15 protein-coding genes, 1 tRNA gene and 1 pseudogene are annotated in these 16,415 nt (G+C 71.4%); 8 read left to right on the top strand and 9 right to left on the bottom strand.

Going from position 1 to position 16,415, the window contains the following annotated elements:
* Positions 1-89 precede the first annotated feature (89 nt).
* Entirely contained in the window at positions 90-1,757 is a 1,668-nt protein-coding gene (gene cdgB, locus OHU34_RS23245; RefSeq protein WP_142264929.1) for a diguanylate cyclase CdgB, read from the bottom strand.
* A gap of 365 nt (positions 1,758-2,122) precedes the next feature.
* Between cdgB and OHU34_RS23240 the strand changes: the two genes are divergently transcribed.
* Complete coding sequence (locus tag OHU34_RS23240; RefSeq protein WP_142264930.1) at positions 2,123-2,713, top strand: flavin reductase family protein; 591 nt, start codon at positions 2,123-2,125, stop codon at positions 2,711-2,713.
* 51 nt (positions 2,714-2,764) lie between these two features.
* Complete coding sequence (locus OHU34_RS23235; protein WP_028806927.1) at positions 2,765-3,241, top strand: GNAT family N-acetyltransferase; 477 nt, start codon at positions 2,765-2,767, stop codon at positions 3,239-3,241.
* Between the two features lie 50 nt (positions 3,242-3,291).
* On the opposite strand, the gene OHU34_RS23230 is transcribed toward OHU34_RS23235, so the two are convergent.
* Together OHU34_RS23230 and arfB are read right to left on the bottom strand one after the other, a co-directional pair.
* Positions 3,292-4,155 carry a sigma-70 family RNA polymerase sigma factor gene (locus OHU34_RS23230; RefSeq protein WP_405768110.1) on the bottom strand — a complete coding sequence of 288 codons (864 nt, stop codon included), beginning with the start codon at positions 4,153-4,155 and terminating at the stop codon, positions 3,292-3,294.
* A gap of 126 nt (positions 4,156-4,281) precedes the next feature.
* On the bottom strand, positions 4,282-4,719 hold the full coding sequence (gene arfB, locus OHU34_RS23225) for an alternative ribosome rescue aminoacyl-tRNA hydrolase ArfB (protein WP_142264932.1): 438 nt from the start codon (positions 4,717-4,719) through the stop codon (positions 4,282-4,284).
* Positions 4,720-4,918: 199 nt separating this feature from the next.
* On the opposite strand from arfB, the gene OHU34_RS23220 reads away from it, so the two are divergent.
* Positions 4,919-5,494, top strand: coding sequence for a TerD family protein (locus tag OHU34_RS23220; RefSeq protein WP_020130301.1), 576 nt, complete (start codon positions 4,919-4,921; stop codon positions 5,492-5,494).
* Positions 5,495-5,585: 91 nt separating this feature from the next.
* Here OHU34_RS23220 and OHU34_RS23215 read toward each other — a convergent pair.
* A pseudogene (locus OHU34_RS23215) lies at positions 5,586-6,152 on the bottom strand (carboxymuconolactone decarboxylase family protein); the annotation flags it as partial.
* 137 nt (positions 6,153-6,289) lie between these two features.
* Here OHU34_RS23215 and OHU34_RS23210 point away from each other — a divergent pair.
* Positions 6,290-7,264, top strand: coding sequence for a GNAT family N-acetyltransferase (locus tag OHU34_RS23210; RefSeq protein WP_142264933.1), 975 nt, complete (start codon positions 6,290-6,292; stop codon positions 7,262-7,264).
* A gap of 4 nt (positions 7,265-7,268) precedes the next feature.
* On the opposite strand, the gene OHU34_RS23205 is transcribed toward OHU34_RS23210, so the two are convergent.
* Positions 7,269-8,696 carry a M1 family metallopeptidase gene (locus OHU34_RS23205; protein ID WP_230195374.1) on the bottom strand — a complete coding sequence of 476 codons (1,428 nt, stop codon included), beginning with the start codon at positions 8,694-8,696 and terminating at the stop codon, positions 7,269-7,271.
* 58 nt (positions 8,697-8,754) lie between these two features.
* Between OHU34_RS23205 and OHU34_RS23200 the strand changes: the two genes are divergently transcribed.
* Positions 8,755-9,255 (top strand): hypothetical protein, encoded by a 501-nt coding sequence (locus OHU34_RS23200; protein WP_142267914.1) that lies wholly within the window; start codon positions 8,755-8,757, stop codon positions 9,253-9,255.
* A gap of 12 nt (positions 9,256-9,267) precedes the next feature.
* On the opposite strand, the gene OHU34_RS23195 is transcribed toward OHU34_RS23200, so the two are convergent.
* Positions 9,268-9,960 carry a pentapeptide repeat-containing protein gene (locus tag OHU34_RS23195; protein ID WP_405768107.1) on the bottom strand — a complete coding sequence of 231 codons (693 nt, stop codon included), beginning with the start codon at positions 9,958-9,960 and terminating at the stop codon, positions 9,268-9,270.
* 196 nt (positions 9,961-10,156) lie between these two features.
* Here OHU34_RS23195 and OHU34_RS23190 point away from each other — a divergent pair, with 196 nt between their 5' ends.
* Together OHU34_RS23190 and OHU34_RS23185 are read left to right on the top strand one after the other, a co-directional pair.
* The gene (locus OHU34_RS23190; protein WP_405768105.1) at positions 10,157-11,128 is read left to right on the top strand and encodes a zinc-binding dehydrogenase; all 972 of its coding nucleotides are present in this window, start codon (positions 10,157-10,159) and stop codon (positions 11,126-11,128) included.
* A 60-nt stretch (positions 11,129-11,188) separates the two neighbouring features.
* The gene (locus tag OHU34_RS23185) at positions 11,189-12,685 is read left to right on the top strand and encodes an MFS transporter (RefSeq protein ID WP_142264936.1); all 1,497 of its coding nucleotides are present in this window, start codon (positions 11,189-11,191) and stop codon (positions 12,683-12,685) included.
* A gap of 59 nt (positions 12,686-12,744) precedes the next feature.
* Here OHU34_RS23185 and OHU34_RS23180 read toward each other — a convergent pair whose 3' ends face one another.
* The 3 genes from OHU34_RS23180 to OHU34_RS23170 all read right to left on the bottom strand — a co-directional run bounded on the left by OHU34_RS23180 (position 12,745) and on the right by OHU34_RS23170 (position 14,992).
* A complete protein-coding gene (locus tag OHU34_RS23180; protein ID WP_405768102.1) occupies positions 12,745-14,163 on the bottom strand; it encodes an NAD(P)/FAD-dependent oxidoreductase in 1,419 nt (472 codons plus the stop codon).
* 9 nt (positions 14,164-14,172) lie between these two features.
* Positions 14,173-14,799: a rhomboid-like protein gene (locus OHU34_RS23175; protein WP_372481734.1), complete on the bottom strand. Its 627-nt coding sequence runs from the start codon at positions 14,797-14,799 to the stop codon at positions 14,173-14,175.
* Positions 14,800-14,918: 119 nt separating this feature from the next.
* Positions 14,919-14,992, bottom strand: a tRNA-Thr gene (locus OHU34_RS23170).
* A gap of 272 nt (positions 14,993-15,264) precedes the next feature.
* On the opposite strand from OHU34_RS23170, the gene OHU34_RS23165 reads away from it, so the two are divergent.
* Complete coding sequence (locus OHU34_RS23165) at positions 15,265-16,353, top strand: ABC transporter ATP-binding protein (protein ID WP_054243882.1); 1,089 nt, start codon at positions 15,265-15,267, stop codon at positions 16,351-16,353.
* Positions 16,354-16,415 lie beyond the last annotated feature (62 nt).

Genomic DNA, 16,415 nt, shown 5'->3' with positions numbered 1-16,415 from the left:
ATGCGATGGTGCGGTCAGACTGGCGAGCCTACCCGCTCCGGATGGCCCAAACAGGTGACTCTGATCGCATCAGCTCGCTGACCTGGTGATCATCCCGCACGCCGGTGCTGTTTGGGACGAGATCGTTTCTCGACGTACATGCGTTCGTCGGCGGACTTCAGCACTTCGTCCGCGGTCATCCCGCAATGTGCCCAGCCGATACCGAAGCTCGCGCCCACCCGAACGGCCCGGCCCTCGGCGCGGATCGGCTGGATGATCTCGTTGCGCAGCCGTACGGCCAGGTCGGCCGCGTCGGCGCGGCCGAGGCCGTCGGCGAGGATCACGAACTCGTCGCCGCCGAGCCGGGCTACCGTGTCGCCGTCGCGGACCTGGCGGGAGAGCCGGCGGGCGACCTCGATGAGGACCGCGTCGCCGGCGTTGTGGCCGAACCGGTCGTTGATCGACTTGAAGCCGTCGAGGTCGCAGAAGAGGACCGCGAGCCCCTTGGTGCCGTCGTCGTGCCCCTCCTCGGGGGCGGCGGTGTGCACATGGTGGTCGTAGCCGTCGAAGGACTCGGTACCGCCGGGCCGGTAGTCGAAGCCGTGCCCGTTGGCGTCGAAGGCCGCGTGGCCGTACGCCGTGTCCATGGCGTCGACGGCTGCGGGGTGGGTGGACTGGGGGCGCTGACAGAGCCGGGCGGAGAGCCGCGAGCGCAGTTCGGCGGAGTTCGGCAGTCCGGTGAGGGAGTCGTGCGAGGCGCGGTGGGCGAGCTGGAGCTCGCGGCGCTTGCGGTCCTCTATGTCCTCGACGTGGGTGAGGAGGAAGCGGGGCCCGTCGGCGGCGTCGGCGACGACGGAGTTGCGGAGGCTGACCCAGACGTAGGTGCCGTCCCGGCGGCCGAGGCGGAGTTCGGCGCGCCCGCCCTCGGCGGAGGTGCGGAGCAGGGTGCCTATGTCCTCGGGGTGGACGAGGTCGGAGAAGGAGTAGCGGCGCATCGCGGAGGCGGGGCGGCCCAGCAGGCGGCACAGGGCGTCGTTGGTCCGGAGTATCCGACCGTGCTGGTCGCCGCCCATCTCGGCTATCGCCATGCCGGAGGGGGCGTACTCGAAGGCCTGCCGGAAGCTTTCCTCACTGGCGCGCAGGGCCTGCTGCTCGCGTTCGAGCCGTACCAGTGCCCGCTGCATATTCGCACGTAGACGCGCGTTGCTAATGGCGATGGCGGCCTGGAAGGCGTACATCTGGAGGGCTTCGCGCCCCCACGCGCCGGGCCGGCGGCCGTTGCGCGGCCGGTCCACGGACAGGACGCCTATCAGCTCACCGCAGGCGTCTCCGCTGCCGGGGGCGGCGGGCATGTACATGGGGGCGAAGAGGCGGTCCGAGGGGTGCCACTCGTCCTCGAAGCGGGGCGCGGGCCCGTCGGTGTACCACTGGGGCACGTCGTCGTCGTCGAGGACCCAGCCCTCGGTGTGGGGTATGAAGATCAGGTCGCCCCAGGTCTCCCCCATGGCGAGGCGCCGGTCCCAGGATTCGCGCGAGCCGACCCGGCCGGTGATCAGGGCCTCGGCGGCCGGGTTGCCGGCGAAGGCGGCGACCACGAGATCGCCGTCGGGACGCACGAGGTTGACGCACGCCAGCTCGTACCCGAGTGCCGTGACCACGCCGTCGGCGACGGTCTGCAAGGTGTCGGCCAGGCTGCGGGCCGTGTTCATGTCGGCCATGACCTGGTGCAGCTGTCGCAGGGACGCAAGGCGGACGTAAGGCTCCGACTCGGTCTCCATGTGTTTCGCCCTCCCCCCGAGACTTCGCAGCGAATCAAGGGTTGTTCTCGGCGTAACGTCGTTTCTGGTGCTGTGCTGTCGGTGTGTGTCTCCTTGTGACGCCTCCGCCACTGAATCACAGCGCGCTGCCCACTCGGTACACAGGGTCAACAATTAATGCTTCTTGTGACTCAAGTCACAGGTGAAGATGAACATTTGAGTGGAGTTTCCGCGTTTTCCTGTGTGTTTCCTGAACACGGACAGGCACGAACATGCCCGGACGGACACCGGAATCGGGCGCCGGGGGAATAGGTCCACGGTCCTACGACCCTACTCGGGCGGAGGTCCGATGCGCCGCGCACCGGACGGACACTAGCGTTTCGGACATGCCCCCAGACGTACTCGAGCCGGCTGTGCTCAAGACCGTGTCCGAGACCCGCTCCAGGCATGCTGAGGGAGTGAGCAACGACGAGTTCCGCGCCGCCATGTCCCGGCTCGCCGACGGCGTGGTCCTGGTGACCGCCCGGGAGCCGTCCCTCGACCCGGACGACCCCGGGGCGCCGGACGGCGAGGACGTCGGCATGACCGCGACGGCGTTCATGTCGGTCTCCCTGGACCCGCCGCTGGTCCTGGTCAGTCTGCGCACCGGCTCCCGGATGGACGACCTGCTCGACGAGCAGCCCCTGTGGGCGGTCTCGGTGCTCTCCGAGAGCCAGCGGCACATCGCCGGCCGCTTCGCCATGAAGGGCCGCATCAGCGACCGGCTGCTCTTCGAGGACATCCCGTACACCCGCGGCGAGGTGGCCGGCGCGCCCCTGGTCGGCGGCGCCCTGGCGACCCTGGAGTGCCGCACCGAGCAGCAGGTCACGGCCGGCGACCACACGCTGGTGATCGGCCGTGTGCTCACCGCGTCGGTGCCGAGCGCGGACGGCGGTCCGCTGGTGCATTTCCGGGGCCGTTACCGGCAGTTGAGGTGACCCCGGAAAATGCCGTGGCCGCCGGCCGAGCGGCCCGCCTAGGGTGCCCGCATGACGACTTCAGGGCCCCGACTCGAGATCATCACTCCCGCGAATTTCGAGGCCGCGACCGGCATTCGGGTCCGGCCCGACCAGGAGTTCGCCGTCTCTCCTGTGATGCAGTCGCTCGCGGAGGCCCACGTCCATCGCGCGGGGGTCGCCTGGCCACGCCTGATCATGGACGGCGACCGGGCCGTCGGCTTTCTGATGGCCTTTCTCGACATCGACTGGAACGGGCGCGGCGACGGCGGCCCGATCCGCTCCGGACTGTGGCGGCTGAACATCGCCGCCGGTGAACAGGGCCGCGGTTACGGCCGGTTCGCCGTGGAGTCCGTGGCCGCGGAACTGCGCCGCCGGGGCACCGAGGAGATGTACGTGACCTGGCACGAGGGCGAGAACGGTCCCGCGGACTTCTATCTCGGGCTGGGCTTCCGGAAGAACGGCGAGACCAGCGAGGGAGAGACGGTCGGCGTCCTCGCCCTGGACTAGCCGCCCCGGCCCCGGAGCCCGCCTTCCCGCCCCGGGGCCCGCCTTCGGAACTAGAGCAGCTTCACTTCCAGTTCGGAGATGCGGTCGAGGTCGGCCACGACGTCGATCACGGCGATCCGGCCACCGCGCACGAACGTGAAGCCGAGTATCCGCTCCACCCGGCCCTCGAACAGCACCGCCAGTCCGGTCGCGCCGTCGATGAGGGCGGGCCTGACGACGGCCCCGACGAAGGCGAAGCTGGACGCGACCGCCGTGACCGCCGCCGCGCCCGCGACCACGCCGGCCTCCGAGCGGGCGACGACGTCCGGGTCCAGCACGGCGAGCAGCTTGACGAAGTCCCCGTCCCGGGCGGCGGACAGGAAGGCGTCGACGACCTTGCGCTGCCGGGCGAGATCGACGTCCGGCTCCTGTGCGCCCCGCACCCGGCGCCGGGCCCGGCCGGCGAGCTGCCGGGCGGCTTCCGGGGTCCGGTCGACGATGCTCGCGACCTGCTCGTAGCGCACGCCGAACAGGTCGTGCAGCACGAAAGCCAGCCGCTCGCCGGGGGTGAGGGTGTCCAGGACGACGAGCAGCGCGACGCCCACGGAGTCGGCGAGCAGCGCGTCCCGCGCCGGGTCGGGGTCCTCGCACGACGGGGCCGGCGTCCAGTCGTCCAGCGGCTCCTCGGCGTATGAACGGCGCGAGCGCAGCATGTCCAGGCAGACCCGGCCGACGACGGTCGTCAGCCAGCCCGCCATGTTGTCGATCTCCCTGCCCGCGCTCTCGCCCTCGCTCCGGCTGAGCCGCACCCACGCCTCCTGCACGGCGTCGTCGGCCTCGGTGGCGGACCCGAGCATGCGGTGCGCGACAGCACGCAGGCGGCTGCGGTGCGCTTCGAAGCGCTCGGCGAGGAAGTCGGCGTCGCCTGTTGCCATCGTTCGTCACATCCCTGGTCGCGATTGACTGTCATGTAACTGACGGATGTCGCGCCCGAGATGTGACACGCGCACGCAAGGTGCCGGGAAATTCGATCAGTACCAGTCAGGAACGATCCCGTCCGGTCAGCCCCAGTCTCGTCCGTTCCGGCCCCGCTTCGTCTGCGAGCGCTGCTTCTTCTCCCGCAGCCGGCGCTCGTTGATCCCGCGCGGGATCCGGGTCGGCCGGCGCGGCTTGGGCGGCGGGGCGGTGGCCTCGGCGAGGAGCGCCGCGAGGCGTACGGCGGCGGTCTCGCGGTTGCGCCACTGGGAGCGGTGCTCGGAGGCGCGGACGGTGACGACGCCGTCGACGAGCCGACCGGCCAGCCGCTCGAGCGCCCGCGCCTTCCACACCTCGGGCAGCGCCTCGGTGCCCGCTAGGTCGAAGCGGAGCTCCACCTGCGAGTCACTGGTGTTGACGTGCTGCCCGCCCGGCCCCGAAGACCGCGAGAAACGCCACATGAGCTCGGCCTCGGGAAGCGAGACGGAGCCGCGGACGACATAGGGACCAGACATGCCCACCATGTTCCCGCTCGCGCCGCCCCCACGTCACGCGAATATCCCCGGAACCAGCCGCACGGTCATCTTGGTAAAGAAAGTAAAGAAACGCGGAGTGGCGGGGAACCTTGAGCACCCTTCGCTGCGTTCATAGGGATAGCTGTAGCTTCGTGCCCGTACGAAGCCCCGTACGAAGCCGTACGCAACGAGGGAAGGACTCCCAACCATGGCTGTAAGCCTGTCCAAGGGTGGCAACGTCTCGCTCACCAAGGAGGCTCCGGGCCTGACCGCCGTCACCGTGGGCCTCGGCTGGGACGTCCGCACCACCACCGGCACGGACTTCGACCTCGACGCCTCGGCGATCGCGGTCAACCCCCAGGGCAAGGTCTACTCCGACGGTCACTTCGTCTTCTTCAACAACAAGCAGACGCCGGACCAGACCATCGTCCACACCGGCGACAACCGCACCGGCGAGGGCGCGGGCGACGACGAGGCGATCAACGTCAACCTGGCCGGTCTCCCGGCCGACATCGACAAGATCGTCTTCCCGGTCTCGATCTACGACGCGGAGAACCGCTCGCAGAACTTCGGCCAGGTCCGCAACGCCTACATCCGTATCGTCAACCAGGCCGGCGGCGCCGAGATCGCCCGCTACGACCTCTCGGAGGACGCGGCCACCGAGACGGCCATGGTCTTCGGGGAGCTCTACCGCAACGGCGCGGAGTGGAAGTTCCGCGCGGTCGGCCAGGGCTACGCCTCGGGCCTCGTGGGCATCGCCCAGGACTTCGGCGTCAGCGTCTGACGTCCTGCGCCCACGCGCACGCCTCCTCGGAGCCCTCGGCCACCAGGCCGGGGGCTCCGCGGCCTACCTGGCGAGTTCGGCCGGTTCGTCCAGCCACCGGGGACTGCCCGGGGCCCGCGGCCAGCGGAATGTCGCACGCGTCCGAGTAGCCCTGCGAGGTGATCCCCTGCGCCGCGTTGGTCCTGGCCGACAGGTTGGCGAAGCCGATGAGCACGGTGAGTTCGACCAGCGCCGCCGGGCCGAGCCGGTCGAGCAGACGCGCGGACAGCTCGTCGGTGACGGTCGGCGGCGTGTTCGTCATCGCCTCGGCGTACTCCAGCACGTCCCGCTCCAGCGGCGTGAACACGTCCGCCTCCCGCCAGCGCGGCACCTGGCTCGCCTTGACCAGGTCCAGGTTCCGGTTCAGCGCCGCGAAGTAGTTGACGTCGAGGCACCAGCTACAGCCGACCTGCGCCGCGACGGCCATGTGCGCGAAGGTCTTGAGGCTCTCGTCGGCCGTGTCCCACTCAGCCGCCTTCGCCCCGAACTCCAGAGCGGCCATGGCGACCGCGGGGTTGTTGAACCCCACCTCCACGGGCTCGGGCAGTGCGCCGAACTGCTTGATCAGGTTCTCCTTCAACTGGGTGGGAAGCTCCGCCTTCGGCATACGCGGTGTCACGGTGTTCTTGCTGTCTCGGTGGCCGCCCGGCCCGCCCGGCTTACGACGTGATCGGCATGAAGACACCGCCGGGCCCGGGGATGTGACAAGTCGGCGGAAGACCTGTCGGACCGGCTTCGCCGACTAGCGTGCTTCCCATGCTCCTCGACCCCCTCCCCCTCACCCCCGACCACGACATCCCCGCGCCCCTGCTCACCGAACTCACGGCGCTCTACGCCTCCCAGCACGCGTTCCACGCCCTCGGCGGTGACTTCCCGGATCCGGACGACATCCGGCCGGAGCAGGTGGCGGCCGCGCTCGCGCGGGAGTTGGCGCACGAGGGTGTGGAGGTGCTGCTCGCCCGCAGTCAGGGGCGGCTGGTCGGGGTCGTGGTCACCCTCGACCGGCATCCCGACCCGGCCGATCCCGATCCGTGGGTCGGGTTGCTGATGGTGGACGCGGCCGTGCAGGGGCAGGGCCACGGCGGGCGGATCGTCCGGCAGGTCGAGGACCGCTTCCGGGCGGCCGGCCGCGATGCCCTGCGGCTCGCCGTGCTCGACGCCCACCCCGAGGGGCTCGCCTTCTGGACCGCCCTCGGGTACCAGGTCATCGGGCACCGGCCCGACCTGCGACTCGGCCGTCCGTGCGCCGTGTTGCGCAAGCCGCTGCGCAGGTCCCGCCGTGCGGGCCGGGTCGCCGTCGTCGATCCGCAGGGCGCCGTCCTCCTCTTCCGGTACCACAACGCCGACGTCGGCGGACACTGGGCGCTGCCCGGCGGCGGCCTGGAGGAGGGCGAGTCGCCGCGCGAGGGGGCGCTGCGCGAACTGCGCGAGGAGACCGGGTGGGCGGACCTGGAACCGGGCCCCCTGCTGTGCACCTGGGAACACGACTTCACCCGCATGGGCATCCTCGTGACCCAGCACGAGCACATCTACGTCTCCCCCGGCCCGCGTCGCGAACCCGGCGGGCCCGGCCTCGCGGCCTCCCACGCCACGGACGGCATCCTCGGCTGGCGCTGGTGGACGCGCGAGGAGCTCGCGCGGGAGGCGGAGCCGGTGTGGCCACCCGGGCTCGCCCCGCTGCTCGACGCGTGGGAGGCGGAGAGCGGCCACCGTCGTCCGGGACGGGCGTGACCGCTCACGGGCGGGCGGGCTTGCCCTCCCCGTACAGCCAGTCCGCCCAGATCTCGTCGAAGTCCTCGTCCGGCGCCTGCTTCTCCACGAACGCCGTGAAGTCGTCGGTGTCGGCGCTGCCGTGGCGGTGGGCGGCGGCCCAGCCCTGGACGATGTCGTAGAAGGTGTCGTCGCCGACGGCCTGCCGGATGCGGTGGATCACCATCGCGCCGCGCTGGTAGACGGGGGTGTCGGAGACGTGTGCCGCGCTCGTCGGCTTCGCGGGCGGGAACGCCCACAGGTCCTCGTACTCGTCCTCGCCGTGGTCGTACAGCTCCGTGAACGTCTCCTCCGCCGTGGCGCCGCCCTCGTCCTCCGTCCACAGCCACTCGGCGTAGGTCGCCAGGCTCTCGTTGAGCCACATGTCCTGCCAGCTCTTCGGTGTGACGGAGTCGCCGAACCACTGGTGGGCGGTCTCGTGGACGAGGGTCGCGGTGTCCGGGGCGCCGGGGTAGACGGGACGGTTCTGGGTCTCCAGGGCGTATTCGACGTCCTCGGGGCGGTCGACGATCGCGCCGGTGGAGGAGAACGGGTAGGGGCCGAAGTTGTACTCCGCCCATTCCATGACCTCGGGGAGCCGGGCGAGCACCTTGCGGCTCGCGGTCACCTGGGACGGATCCACGGCGACGTACACCGGCAGCCCGCCCTGCGTCGCGGAGCGGGTGACGGTGTAGCGGCCGATCGCGAGGGTCGCCACGTAGCTCGCCATCGGTTCGGCCGTGTGCCAGGTGAAGGTCGTGCGGCCGTCGTCCGCCGTCCTCGCACTGCGCAACTCGCCGTTGGAGACGGCCGTCAGGCCCTTCGGGACGGTGACGGCGATGTCGTACGACGCCTTGTCGGAGGGGTGGTGGTTGCCGGGGAACCAGGCCATGGAACCGGTCGGCTCACCGAGGGCGAGCGCTCCGTCCGCGGTGCGCAGCCAGCCCTCCTTCGAGCCGTCCGGGTCGGTGATCGTCCGCGGGCTGCCGGAGTAGCGGACCCGGACCTCGAAGGTCTCCCCGTCGGACAGGGCGCCGGGCGGCCGGACGATCAGCTCCTGGCCGTCCCGGCGGAACTCGGCCGTGTCGCCCCCGACGGTCACCTCCTCGACCTTCATGCCCGCGAGATCCAGGTCGAAGGCGGCGAGGTCCTCGGTCGCACGGGCGGTGACGACGGCGGTGCCGGTGAGCCGGTTGCCGTCGGGGGTGTAGGCGAGGGTGAGGCCGTAGTGGGAGACGTCGTAGCCGCCGTTGCCCGCCTTCGGGAAGTACGGATCGCCGACGCCCGGGGCACCCGAGGCGTCCCGGGCCTGGGCGCCCGAGGTGTCCGGCGCCCCCTCGTCGTCGCAGGCGGTCAGGGCGAGCACGAGCGCCGCGGCGGCCATCGCCGGAACAAGGCGTACGGATCGGGACATGTCAGTGATCTTATGGGGACGGCCGGCCCCGGCGCGGGGGCGTGACACCATCGCCTACGTGCTCGACATCGGCTACGCCCTCTCCAACCGCTTCCCGGACCCGCCGCAGAAGGACTACCGGCGCGCGGACGTCCACAGCCTCCGCCACGACCTGTTCTGCGGCGATGTCTACCTCGCCGACACCAAGGCGGACCGTGAGGTGTCCACAGCCTGGGGATGGGTGCCGGTACTGGACTTCGCGTGGGCGCTGTGCGACATCGTGGAGCTGATCGACCAGGACCCGGCGGGCTCCCGCGCCTCCCGCCCGCAGCACGCGGAACTGGACTTCACCGAGTCCACCGACTGCATGCTGTTCGAGCGCCGCTTCGGCTGGGTGGACATCACGGCCGACTGGATGCCGACGGAGGAGCCCCCGCTCACCTTCTCCCACGCCGAACTGCGCCGCGAGGCACGCGACTTCCTGCACGACCTCCTCGCCGACCTGAGCGACCTGCACGAGGACCTGGCCGAGAACCCGGCGATCTGGACGTTGCAGGCCCGCTTCCCCCGGGTGCGCTAGGTCGGACACGCCCTAGCCCTCCACCCTGAGCCCCAGCTCGGCAGCCAGCACGGGTGCCAGATCCAGCAGTTGGGCCGCGCTGATCACCGCGCCGGACAGCCGGTCCACGCCGCCCGCGAGGCCCAGTTCCACCGCTCCGCGCAGGTCCACGTCGGCCAGGGTCGCCGCGGTGAAGTCGGCGGACTTCAGGGCACAGTCGACGAACTCGACCCGCTCCAGGCGGGCGCCGCCGAAGTCCGGCTCCACCAGGACGCACGACTCGAAGACCACGTCCCGCAGCCGCGCCTGCCGCAGGTTCAGGTAGTCGATCTTGCCGCCGCGGATCACGACCCGTTCCAGGACGGCGCCGTGCAACTGGGTGCCGCCCAGGCGGGCGTCGAGCAGCTCCACATCGCGCAAGGTCGCCTCCGCCAGGTCGGTGCCGACGCCCCGGATGCCGGTGAGGACCGAGTCGAGGAAGCGGGCGTGGCGCAGCCGTGTCCCGTCCAGCGCGCAGCCCGTCAGGGCGCAGTCCATGAAGCGGGCGCCCCCGCCGTCCTGCCCGGCGAGGTCCAGCTCGCGGAACCCCACGCCGTCGTAGTCGCCGTCGGGCTCCAGCCCCCCGCCCCCGTACGGCTCGAGGGGCGGCAGCCGCACCTCCGGACGCCGCGCACCCTTCACCGCCGCAGCGGCCCTGCCGGTTCTCCCGGTCCCAGTCCTCGCCATGCCCCCATGCTGCACCCCACCACTGACAACCCCCTGGCCCGTCCCCTCCCCTCCCCTCCCCGGCAGCCGGAAAGCCCTTTACCTCAAGCAAGGTTCAGGTTGAAGGCTGGGAGCCGTCGGCCTACAGCCCGTCCCCGACCCGCCGCCCCTCACCCGTCACCCGTCACCCGTCACCCACCACCCACGGGGGATCACCATGCATGCCATCCGCCTCCACGCCTTCGGTCCCGCCGAGAACCTCCGCCACGAGGAGGTCGCCGACCCGGAGCCCGGTCCCGGCCAGGTCCGTGTCGCCGTCGAGGCCGCGGGCGTCCACCTCCTGGACACCGCCCTGCGTGAGGGCTTCCGGGGCCCCGCCCCCACGCCGACGGACCTCCCCACGATCCCCGGCCGGGAGATCGCCGGCGTGGTCGAGGCGGTCGGCGAGGGCACCCCCGACAGCTGGCTCGGCAGGCGCGTCGTCGCCCATCTCGGCTTCGCGCCCGGCGGGTACGCCGAACGTGCCGTCACCGACGTCGACCGTGTGCACGAGATCCCGCCGAACCTGGACCCCGCCCAGGCCGTCGCCATGATCGGCACCGGCCGTACGGCGCTGGGGATCCTCCAGTTCGCCGAGCTCGGGCCCGCGTCCGTCGCCGTCGTCACCGCGGCCGCGGGCGGCATCGGCACGCTCCTGGTGCAGTACGCCAAGAACGCGGGCGCGACCGTCGTCGGGCTGGCCGGCGGGCCGGAGAAGGTGGCCCGGGTCGCGGCGAACGGCGCCGATCCCGCCGTCGACTACACGGACACCGCCTGGCCCGCCAAGGTCCGCGCCCAGCTGGGCGGCCGGACCGCCGACGTCGTCTTCGACGGGGTGGGCGGTGACGTCGCCCGTGCGGCCGTCGCCCTGCTCGGCCCCGCGGGCAGGCACCTCGTCTTCGGCTGGTCCGCCGAGGGCGTCCGCGACGGGAAGGGCTACTTCGTCGAGGGGATCTCCCGATCGGTCCTGGGGCCCGTGATGATCGAGAAGGCGGGCGGCCTGCGGGCCCTGGAGCTCCGCGCCCTCGCCGAGGCGGCCGCCGGCCGGCTGACCCCGGCGGTGCAGACCTTCCCGCTCGCCGAGGCCGCCGCCGCGCACCGGGCACTGGAGACCCGCGGCACGGCGGGAAAGGTCGTCCTGGTCCCATGACCCACCAGGGACAGCAGGCCCAGGGATGCGACAAGCACTGATTCATGGTGTTCTGTCGGAATGAGTGTCACCCGGACAGGTGAATCCTCCGCCGACACCGAACCCGACCCCCGCCGCTGGTGGGGCCTGGTGATCATCGCCCTCGCCCAGCTCATGGTCGTCCTGGACGCGACGATCGTGAACATCGCACTGCCCTCCGCGCAGGAGGACCTGGGCATCTCCGACGGCGACCGCCAGTGGGTGATCACCGCCTACACCCTGGCCTTCGGCGGCCTGCTGCTGCTCGGCGGCCGGATCGCCGACCTGGTGGGCCGCAAACGCACGTTCGTCATCGGGCTCATCGGCTTCGCCGTCGCCTCCGCGCTCGGCGGGGCGGCCACCGGCTCGGGCATGCTGTTCGGCGCCCGCGCCCTCCAGGGCGCCTTCGCGGCCGTACTCGCCCCGTCCGCGCTCAGCCTCCTGACGACGACGTTCACCGACCCCAAGGAACGCGGCAAGGCCTTCGGCATCTACGGCGCCCTCGCCGGCAGCGGCGCCGCGATCGGCTTCATCGTCGGCGGCCTGCTCACCGAGTACCTCGACTGGCGCTGGTGCCTGTACGTCAACGTGCCCATCGCCGTCGTCGCCGTGCTCGGCGCCCTCGCGCTCCTCCACGACCGCCCCGGCCACGCGGACGTCCGTCTCGACGTGCCCGGCGCGGTGCTGGGCTGCGGCGGCCTGGTCGCGATCGTCTACGGCTTCAGCGAGGCCGAGCCGCGCGGCTGGACCGACCCCCTGGTGCTGGGGCTCTTCGCGGGCGGGATCGTCCTGCTCACGGTGTTCGTGTGGTGGCAGACGAAGGCGCGGGTGCCGTTGCTGCCCCTGCACATCATCAAGGAACGCAACCGCGCGGGCTGCTTCCTGACCATGGGCCTGGCCATCATCGGGATGTTCGGCCTGTTCCTGTTCATGACCTACTACCTCCAGGTCATCCTCGGCTACTCCCCCCTGAGGACGGGCCTCGCCTTCCTCCCGCTCACCCTGGCGATCATCATCGGTTCCACCCAGATCTCCGCCCGGCTGATGAGCCGGGTGCCGCCGCGCATGCTGATGGTCCCCGGCATGCTCCTCGCCGCGGGCGGCATGGTGATCCTGACCCAGATGACGGTGGACTCCTCCTACGCCGACGAGATCCTGCCCGCCCTGCTCCTGATGGGCCTCGGCATGGGCCTGACCTTCATGCCGGTCTTCTCCACGGCCACCGCCGGGGTCGCCCCGCAGGACGCCGGTGTCACGTCCGCCACCGTCAACACCTCACAGCAGGTGGGTGGCTCCATCGGCACCGCGCTGCTCAACACGATCGCCACCACCAGCAGCACCGCCTACCTCTCGGCCCATCTGACCGGCCCCGCGCGCCGGTCCCAGGTCGCCGCCGAGGCCACCGTGCACGGCTACACGGTGGCCATCTGGTGGGCCGCCGGAATCATGCTGCTGGCCGGCCTGGTGGCGGGCCTGATGGTCACCACCGGCCCCCCGAGGCACGCCCCGGCGGAGGCCGTAACGGAATCGGTGGGCTGACCGCCCAGCCCCACGGGCCAAAGGCGGTAAGGCGTCCGGGGTCGAGGCAGGGGCCTGTGTCAGTGGCGTCCCGCCACCCGGTCCGCGACCCGCGCCAGCCGTGAGGACCCCGGCGCGTGGCGCTCCGTCTCCCGCCGGTCCGCCGCCCGGTAGGTCGCGTACATGCCCCGCACCCCCAGCCAGCGCAGCGGCTCCGGCTCCCACCTGCGCACCTTGTGGCCGACCCAGGGGAGGTCGGTGAGGTCGGTGCGGCCCTCCTGGTCCGAGTCGAGCCGCACCAGGTCCCGCAGGGTCCGCGCGGCCAGGTTCGCGGTGGCGACGCCGGAGCCGACGTAACCGCCCGCCCAGCCGAGGCCCGTGGCCCGGTCCAGCGTGACCGTCGCGCACCAGTCGCGCGGCACGCCCAGCACCCCGGACCAGGCGTGCTCGACCCGCACCCCGGCCAGCGCCGGGAAGAACCCGACCAGGATCTCGCGCAGCGCCCGGGCGGTCTCCAGCTGCGTGCGTCCGTCGTCGTCCGTCCGCGAGCCGAAGCGGTAGGGCACCCCGCGCCCGCCGAGCGCGATCCGGCCGTCCGCCGTGCGCTGGGCGTACATGTAGGCGTGTGCCATGTCGCCGAGCGCCTCCCGCCCCGACCAGCCGACCGCCGCCCACTGCTCGTCGGTGAGCGGCTCGGTGGCGATCATCGAGGAGTTCATGGGCAGCCAGGTCCGCCGCTCACCCTTCAACGCGGCCGTGAACCCCTCCGTGCAGCGCAGCACGTACGGCGCCCGCACGGTCCCGTACGGCGTCACCGCCCGGCCCGGGAGGATCTCCGTCACCGGAGTCGACTCACGGACCTCCACCCCCAGCGCCTCCACGGCCGCCGCGAGCCCCTTGACCAGCTTCACCGGGTGCACCCGCGCCCCGTGCGGCGTCCAGCTCGACCCCACGGCGCCCGCCACCCGCACCCGCTCGGCCGTCTCCCGGGCGCCGTACAGCTCGCGGTCCCGCTCCCCGTACGCCAGCTCGTGCGCGTGGAAGTCCTTCAGCCGCGCCAGTTGCGCGGGGGTCCGGGCCACCTCCAGCACGCCGCCCCGGTGGACACCGGCGTCGAAGCCCTCCTCCGCCACCGCCCGGACGACCTCGTCGACGGTGTCGTTCATCGCCCGCTGGAGCCGTACGGCGGCGTCGTGGCCGTGCAGCTTCGCGTATCGGTCCCGGCCCGCGACGCCGTTGTACAGCCACCCGCCGTTGCGCCCCGAGGCGCCGTATCCGCAGAACCTCTGCTCCAGGACGGTGATCCGCAGGAAGGGCGCCGCCTTCTTCAGGTAGTACGCCGTCCACAGCCCCGTGTACCCGCCGCCGACGATCACGACATCGGCGGAGGCGTCACCGGCGAGCGGCTCCCGCACCGCCGGAAGGCCGTCGTCCGCGTACCAGAAGGAGATGCCGCCATTGACGACGCCGTCCACGACACCGCTTGCCGAGCTGCTCATGGCCGGACGTTAACCCGGTGGCACGGGCGCTGTCTCCTTCGGATTCCGTACTCTTTCGCGCGCTCTGACCAGCGGATAACACGCCAGCCCCACGAGGACGGAGACGAAGTGGCCGAAGTCCGTGAAGGTCGGTCCGGCGGTCAGCGGGAAGCCGTAGAAGACGAGCACGGCCGCGAGATACCCGTACCGCCAGGGCGGACCGATGCGGTAGGCGAGCACCGCCACCACCCCCGACAGCGCGTAGCTCACCCCGACGTCAAGGGCGTTGACCGCGGACTGCGGGGCGAGCCCGTCCCGGATCGCCTTCGCCAAGGCCCCCTCGCTGATCAGCGTCGCCAGCACATGCGCGGCCGCGCACACCGCCAGCCACCGCGCCGTGCCCAGCCACCGCTCGGCCCGGGCGTGGAAGACGGAATACAGCACCGCGTACGGCAGCCAGTACCCGCCGTCGATCCACATCGCGCTCGCCACCAGCACCCGCACCGGGTGCCGGGACAGCTCATGGATGTTGGTGGACCGCTGCCGCAGGAACTCCTGCTCGAACTCCGGCGACATGTGGTGCAGAGCCACCGTGGTGACGAACAGGACCGCCAGCCACACATAGGTGCCGGGCGCGCTGCGGACGTACGCCCACACCGCCCGCCGGACGCCGGAAAGCCCGCAGAGCCGTCTCACCCGGCCCAGTATCGGCGAATCACCGGTCGCGGGCATGCGAAAGCCCAGGTCGCACAAGAGCTGACCTGGGCTTTTCGGAGAGCCCCCTGTCGGATTCGAACCGACGACCTGCTCATTACAAGTGAGCTGCTCTGGCCAGCTGAGCTAAGGAGGCATCGCGCGCCACCACACGCACGCGAGGGCGGGACCACTGTACACAGCCGCGCTTTCCCCGGGCCACGGACTTCCGCGGTCCGCGCGGCTCTGACCAGCGGGCGGTTCCGCCCCACTCGAAAGTTTCCGCGAAGTTCACATGCCTCCGGGTACTGACAGACCGGGAAACGCCAGGTACCGTCCTGACCCAGTTCGCTCATGTGGACTACACCAACCACCTTCCTACAACGGATCGTCCGGCACGTTCCTGCCGGTAGAAGGGGGCCCTTCACCATGGCCACTGTCACGTTCGACAAGGCGACCCGGATCTACCCGGGTTCCACCAAGCCCGCCGTCGACGCTCTCGAGATCGACATCGCGGACGGCGAGTTCCTCGTCCTGGTCGGCCCGTCCGGCTGCGGCAAGTCCACCTCGCTCCGCATGCTCGCGGGGCTCGAGGACGTCAACGGCGGTGCGATCCGCATCGGCGACCGCGACGTCACGCACCTGCCGCCCAAGGACCGGGACATCGCCATGGTGTTCCAGAACTACGCCCTCTACCCGCACATGTCGGTCGCCGACAACATGGGCTTCGCGCTCAAGATCGCCGGCGTCAACAAGGCGGAGATCCGGCAGAAGGTCGAAGAGGCCGCGAAGATCCTCGACCTCACCGAGTACCTGGACCGCAAGCCGAAGGCCCTCTCGGGTGGTCAGCGCCAGCGTGTCGCGATGGGCCGCGCCATCGTGCGTGAGCCGCAGGTCTTCCTCATGGACGAGCCGCTGTCCAACCTGGACGCCAAGCTCCGCGTCTCGACGCGTACGCAGATCGCCTCGCTGCAGCGCCGCCTCGGCATCACCACCGTCTACGTCACCCACGACCAGGTCGAGGCCCTCACCATGGGCGACCGCGTGGCGGTCCTCAAGGACGGTCTGCTCCAGCAGGTCGACACCCCGCGCAACATGTACGACCGCCCCGCGAACCTCTTCGTGGCCGGCTTCATCGGCTCCCCGGCGATGAACCTCGTCGAGGTGCCGATCGCCGACGGCGGCGTGAAGTTCGGCAACTCGGTGGTCCCGGTCCAGCGTGACGCGCTCGCCGCCGCCACCGACAAGACGGTCACCGTCGGTGTCCGCCCCGAGCACTTCGACGTGGCCGGCGCCGACGCCGACACGGGCCTCGCGGTCGTCGTGAACGTGGTCGAGGAGCTCGGCTCCGACGCCTTCGTCTACGGCACCGCCAAGGTCGGCGGCGAGTCGAAGGACCTCGTGGTCCGCGTCGGCGGCCGTGACGTCCCGGAGAAGGGCAGCACGCTGCACGTCGTCCCGCGCGCGGGCGAGACCCACGTCTTCTCGACGTCGACGGGTGCGCGTCTCTCCGACTGACCCGGTTTGAACCCGGGTGCTTCACCCAGGTTGACGAAAAGGGCCCCGCAGCCTGCTGCGGG

The organism is Streptomyces sp. NBC_00080 (assembly GCF_045041255.1).
GTDB lineage: Bacteria > Actinomycetota > Actinomycetes > Streptomycetales > Streptomycetaceae > Streptomyces > Streptomyces coriariae.
Note: the sequence above shows the minus strand (reverse complement) of the source record. Positions and strands in the feature narration are given on the sequence as shown.

Excerpts from the sequence above, each read along its gene's own strand:
- OHU34_RS23235 (WP_028806927.1), top strand. The coding sequence starts at position 2,765 with ATGACGACTTCAGGGCCCCGACTCGAGATCATCACTCCCGCGAATTTC.
- OHU34_RS23240 (WP_142264930.1), top strand. The coding sequence starts at position 2,123 with ATGCCCCCAGACGTACTCGAGCCGGCTGTGCTCAAGACCGTGTCCGAG.
- OHU34_RS23165 (WP_054243882.1), top strand. The coding sequence starts at position 15,265 with ATGGCCACTGTCACGTTCGACAAGGCGACCCGGATCTACCCGGGTTCC.
- OHU34_RS23180 (WP_405768102.1), bottom strand. The coding sequence starts at position 14,163 with ATGAGCAGCTCGGCAAGCGGTGTCGTGGACGGCGTCGTCAATGGCGGC.
- OHU34_RS23230 (WP_405768110.1), bottom strand. The coding sequence starts at position 4,155 with ATGGCAACAGGCGACGCCGACTTCCTCGCCGAGCGCTTCGAAGCGCAC.
- OHU34_RS23205 (WP_230195374.1), bottom strand. The coding sequence starts at position 8,696 with ATGTCCCGATCCGTACGCCTTGTTCCGGCGATGGCCGCCGCGGCGCTC.
- cdgB (WP_142264929.1), bottom strand. The coding sequence starts at position 1,757 with ATGGAGACCGAGTCGGAGCCTTACGTCCGCCTTGCGTCCCTGCGACAG.
- OHU34_RS23195 (WP_405768107.1), bottom strand. The coding sequence starts at position 9,960 with ATGGCGAGGACTGGGACCGGGAGAACCGGCAGGGCCGCTGCGGCGGTG.
- OHU34_RS23210 (WP_142264933.1), top strand. The coding sequence starts at position 6,290 with ATGCTCCTCGACCCCCTCCCCCTCACCCCCGACCACGACATCCCCGCG.
- OHU34_RS23185 (WP_142264936.1), top strand. The coding sequence starts at position 11,189 with ATGAGTGTCACCCGGACAGGTGAATCCTCCGCCGACACCGAACCCGAC.
- arfB (WP_142264932.1), bottom strand. The coding sequence starts at position 4,719 with ATGGTGGGCATGTCTGGTCCCTATGTCGTCCGCGGCTCCGTCTCGCTT.
- OHU34_RS23190 (WP_405768105.1), top strand. The coding sequence starts at position 10,157 with ATGCATGCCATCCGCCTCCACGCCTTCGGTCCCGCCGAGAACCTCCGC.
- OHU34_RS23220 (WP_020130301.1), top strand. The coding sequence starts at position 4,919 with ATGGCTGTAAGCCTGTCCAAGGGTGGCAACGTCTCGCTCACCAAGGAG.